Raw genomic sequence first — 5,354 nt, forward strand, 5'->3', positions numbered from 1 at the left:
GGCCTTTTTGGTTGGTTGCGAGATTCCTTTGGATCAATTTTGGAAGTCAGTTTTGACATCCGTTTTTGGTCAGCATCAAACTCGCTGCTTCACCGTTTTCCCGGTGGGGTCAGCATTTTTTCTTCACGGAGAGTTTGATCCTGGCTCAGGATGAACGCTGGCGGCGTGCTTAACACATGCAAGTCGAACGGTGAAGCTCCAGCTTGCTGGAGTGGATCAGTGGCGAACGGGTGAGTAACACGTGAGCAACCTGCCCCGGACTCTGGGATAACAGTTGGAAACAGCTGCTAATACCGGATACGCACCATACAGGCATCTGTTGTGGTGGGAAAGATTTTTTGGTTCGGGATGGGCTCGCGGCCTATCAGCTTGTTGGTGAGGTAATGGCTCACCAAGGCGTCGACGGGTAGCCGGCCTGAGAGGGTGACCGGCCACACTGGGACTGAGACACGGCCCAGACTCCTACGGGAGGCAGCAGTGGGGAATATTGCACAATGGGCGGAAGCCTGATGCAGCAACGCCGCGTGAGGGATGACGGCCTTCGGGTTGTAAACCTCTTTTAGCAGGGAAGAAGCGAGAGTGACGGTACCTGCAGAAAAAGCGCCGGCTAACTACGTGCCAGCAGCCGCGGTAATACGTAGGGCGCAAGCGTTATCCGGAATTATTGGGCGTAAAGAGCTCGTAGGCGGTCTGTCGCGTCTGCTGTGAAAACCCGAGGCTCAACCTCGGGCCTGCAGTGGGTACGGGCAGACTAGAGTGCGGTAGGGGAGATTGGAATTCCTGGTGTAGCGGTGGAATGCGCAGATATCAGGAGGAACACCGATGGCGAAGGCAGATCTCTGGGCCGTAACTGACGCTGAGGAGCGAAAGGGTGGGGAGCAAACAGGCTTAGATACCCTGGTAGTCCACCCCGTAAACGTTGGGAACTAGTTGTGGGGACCTTTCCACGGTCTCCGTGACGCAGCTAACGCATTAAGTTCCCCGCCTGGGGAGTACGGCCGCAAGGCTAAAACTCAAAGGAATTGACGGGGACCCGCACAAGCGGCGGAGCATGCGGATTAATTCGATGCAACGCGAAGAACCTTACCAAGGCTTGACATATAGAGGAAAGGTCTGGAAACAGTCCCCCCGCAAGGTCTCTATACAGGTGGTGCATGGTTGTCGTCAGCTCGTGTCGTGAGATGTTGGGTTAAGTCCCGCAACGAGCGCAACCCTCGTTCTATGTTGCCAGCACGTAATGGTGGGAACTCATGGGATACTGCCGGGGTCAACTCGGAGGAAGGTGGGGATGACGTCAAATCATCATGCCCCTTATGTCTTGGGCTTCACGCATGCTACAATGGCCGGTACAAAGGGCTGCAATACCGTGAGGTGGAGCGAATCCCAAAAAGCCGGTCCCAGTTCGGATTGAGGTCTGCAACTCGACCTCATGAAGTCGGAGTCGCTAGTAATCGCAGATCAGCAACGCTGCGGTGAATACGTTCCCGGGTCTTGTACACACCGCCCGTCAAGTCATGAAAGTCGGTAACACCTGAAGCCGGTGGCCTAACCCTTGTGGAGGGAGCCGTCGAAGGTGGGATCGGTAATTAGGACTAAGTCGTAACAAGGTAGCCGTACCGGAAGGTGCGGCTGGATCACCTCCTTTCTAAGGAGCATCTGGCACCCTCGGGTGTCCAGGCGCCAGATCGGGACCGAATGTGTCTCGCTGGTCAGCTCATGGGTGGAACATTTGACATGCCGTCAGCGCAGCTGACCTTCGCTAGTACGCACTTCGGTGCTGGAACGTGGGGGTTGGGGAGCGGGGCGGCTGCACGCTGTTGGGTCCTGAGGGACCGGGTCTTCGGATCCTCTCCTTCTGGACTCACTCTTGTCTTCCTGCCGGTTGGTGGGTTGCGGGGTGGGTACCGCCCGTACTTTGAGAACTACACAGTGGACGCGAGCATCTTATAGATAGCGAACGACAGGCCTTTCGGGGTCTGTCGGCTCATGTGATTTCAAGTCTTTAAGAGCAAACGGTGGATGCCTTGGCATCTGGAGCCGAAGAAGGACGTAGCAATCTGCGATAAGCCTCGGGGAGCTGATAAGCGAGCTTTGATCCGAGGGTGTCCGAATGGGGAAACCCCGCCAGGCGTTTGTGCGACCTGGTGACTCCCGCCTGAATATATAGGGCGGGTAGAGGGAACGTGGGGAAGTGAAACATCTCAGTACCCACAGGAAGAGAAAACAACAGTGATTCCGTGAGTAGTGGCGAGCGAAACCGGATGAGGCTAAACCGGGCGTGTGTGATAGCCGGCAGGCGTTGCACGTTCGGGGTTGTGGGACTCTCTTGACTTCTCTGCCGAGGGGTCGACGTGACAGAAGCGTATAGACGAACGGTCTTGAATGGCCGGCCAGAGTGGGTGGCAGCCCCGTAGTCGAAATGCGTGTTCTGGCGTGGAGAGGATCCCAAGTAGCACGGGGCCCGAGAAATCCCGTGTGAATCTGCCAGGACCACCTGGTAAGCCTAAATACTCCCAGATGACCGATAGCGGACAAGTACCGTGAGGGAAAGGTGAAAAGTACCCCGGGAGGGGAGTGAAATAGTACCTGAAACCGTTTGCTTACAAACCGTTGGAGCACCCCTGGTAGGTGTGACAGCGTGCCTTTTGAAGAATGAGCCTGCGAGTTAGCGATACGTGGCGAGGTTAACCCGTGTGGGGTAGCCGTAGCGAAAGCGAGTCTGAATAGGGCGATTCAGTCGCGTGTCCTAGACCCGAAGCGAAGTGATCTATCCATGGCCAGGCTGAAGCGACGGTAAGACGTCGTGGAGGGCCGAACCCACTTAGGTTGAAAACTGAGGGGATGAGCTGTGGATAGGGGTGAAAGGCCAATCAAACTTCGTGATAGCTGGTTCTCTCCGAAATGCATTTAGGTGCAGCGTTGCGTGTTTCTTGCCGGAGGTAGAGCTACTGGATGGCCGATGGGCCCTACCAGGTTACTGACGTCAGCCAAACTCCGAATGCCGGTAAGTGAGAGCGCAGCAGTGAGACTGTGGGGGATAAGCTTCATAGTCGAGAGGGAAACAACCCAGACCACCAACTAAGGTCCCAAAGCGCGTGCTAAGTGGGAAAGGATGTGGAGTTGCTCAGACAACCAGGAGGTTGGCTTAGAAGCAGCCACCCTTGAAAGAGTGCGTAATAGCTCACTGGTCAAGTGATTCCGCGCCGACAATGTAACGGGGCTCAAGCACGCCACCGAAGTTGTGGCATTGAAACTATTGGCAGGCCTTCGTGGTCCAGCCGTTTTGATGGGTAGGAGAGCGTCGTGTGGCGAGTGAAGCGGCGGTGGAAACCAGCCGTGGACGCCACACGAGTGAGAATGCAGGCATGAGTAGCGAATGACGTGTGAGAAACACGTCCTCCGAAAGACCAAGGGTTCCAGGGTCAAGCTAATCTTCCCTGGGTAAGTCGGGACCTAAGGCGAGGCCGACAGGCGTAGTCGATGGACAACGGGTTGATATTCCCGTACCGGCGAAGAACCGCCCCAACCAATCCAGTGGTGCTAAGCGCCCGAATCCATCCACCGTCACCTTCGGGTGACACCGGGTGGCCTAGCGCGCGACCCCATGCTGGTGCGGTTAGCGTATTAACAGGTGTGACGCAGGAAGGTAGCCCAAGCCAGGCGATGGTAGTCCTGGTGCAAGTGCGTAGGCCGGGGGATAGGCAAATCCGTCCCCCATACAGGCTGAGACACGATGCGGATGAAAAGTGGGTGATCCTATGCTGCCGAGAAAAGCATCGACGCGAGGTTCCAGCCGCCCGTACCCCAAACCGACTCAGGTGGTCAGGTAGAGAATACCGAGGAGATCGAGATAATCGTGGTTAAGGAACTCGGCAAAATACCCCCGTAACTTCGGGAGAAGGGGGGCCATCCACTTATTAGGACTTGCTCCGAAAGGGTGTGGTGGCCGCAGAGACCAGTGGGTAGCGACTGTTTATTAAAAACACAGGTCCGTGCCAAGTCGCAAGACGATGTATACGGACTGACGCCTGCCCGGTGCCGGAAGGTTAAGAGGACCGGTYAGCCGCAAGGCGAAGCTGAGAATTTAAGCCCCGGTAAACGGCGGTGGTAACTATAACCATCCTAAGGTAGCGAAATTCCTTGTCGGGTAAGTTCCGACCTGCACGAATGGCGTAACGACTTCCCAACTGTCTCAACCACGAACTCGGCGAAATTGCATTACGAGTAAAGATGCTCGTTACGCGCAGCAGGACGGAAAGACCCCGTGACCTTTACTACAGCTTGGTATTGGTGTTCGGTGTGGCTTGTGTAGGATAGGTGGGAGACTTTGAAGCGGTGACGCCAGTTACCGTGGAGTCGTTGTTGAAATACCACTCTGGTCACTCTGGATGTCTAACTTCGAACCGTGATCCGGTTCAGGGACAGTGCCTGGTGGGTAGTTTAACTGGGGCGGTTGCCTCCCAAAAAGTAACGGAGGCGCCCAAAGGTTCCCTCAACCTGGTTGGCAATCAGGTGGCGAGTGTAAGTGCACAAGGGAGCTTGACTGTGAGACTGACAGGTCGAGCAGGGACGAAAGTCGGGACTAGTGATCCGGCAGTGGCTTGTGGAAGCGCTGTCGCTCAACGGATAAAAGGTACCTCGGGGATAACAGGCTGATCTTGCCCAAGAGTCCATATCGACGGCATGGTTTGGCACCTCGATGTCGGCTCGTCGCATCCTGGGGCTGGAGTAGGTCCCAAGGGTTGGGCTGTTCGCCCATTAAAGCGGTACGCGAGCTGGGTTTAGAACGTCGTGAGACAGTTCGGTCCCTATCCGCTGCGCGCGTAGGAAGTTTGAGAGGATCTGACCCTAGTACGAGAGGACCGGGTTGGACGAACCTCTGGTGTGTCAGTTGTTCCGCCAGGAGCACCGCTGATTAGCTACGTTCGGGATGGATAACCGCTGAAAGCATCTAAGCGGGAAGCCGGCCTCAAGATGAGACTTCCATGCCTTCGGGCGAGAGGCTCCCAGCCAGACTACTGGGTTGATAGGCCAGATGTGGAAGTGCAGCAATGCATGCAGCTGACTGGTACTAATAAGCCGATGACTTGATAACACCCCGCTCTTCTAGCGGTGCGCGCGTCCACTGAGTGGTTCTCGATGTACGGTCGAGAACACAACAACAAAGCTTTTGTTGTGACTGAAACATCAACAGTGTTTCGGCGGTCATAGCGAGAGGGAAACGCCCGGTCACATTCCGAACCCGGAAGCTAAGCCTCTCAGCGCCGATGGTACTGCAGGGGGGACCCTGTGGGAGAGTAGGACACCGCCGGACTTCCTTTACGAGAGGGCCACCCAACGCTGGGTGGCCCTCT

3 rRNA genes are annotated in these 5,354 nt (G+C 56.1%); all 3 read left to right on the top strand.

Annotation, left to right across the window (positions count from 1 at the left end):
• Window positions 1-122 precede the first annotated feature (122 nt).
• A 16S ribosomal RNA gene (locus B5M43_RS14670) occupies window positions 123-1,645 on the top strand.
• Window positions 1,646-1,992: 347 nt separating this feature from the next.
• Window positions 1,993-5,095 (top strand): 23S ribosomal RNA (locus B5M43_RS14675).
• Window positions 5,096-5,197: 102 nt separating this feature from the next.
• Window positions 5,198-5,314, top strand: a 5S ribosomal RNA gene (gene rrf / locus B5M43_RS14680).
• Together the 16S, 23S and 5S rRNA genes form the textbook arrangement of a ribosomal RNA operon.
• The last annotated feature ends 40 nt before the right edge of the window (window positions 5,315-5,354 follow it).

The sequence above is a fragment of the Microbacterium sp. MEC084 genome (assembly GCF_004514465.2).
Lineage (GTDB): Bacteria > Actinomycetota > Actinomycetes > Actinomycetales > Microbacteriaceae > Microbacterium.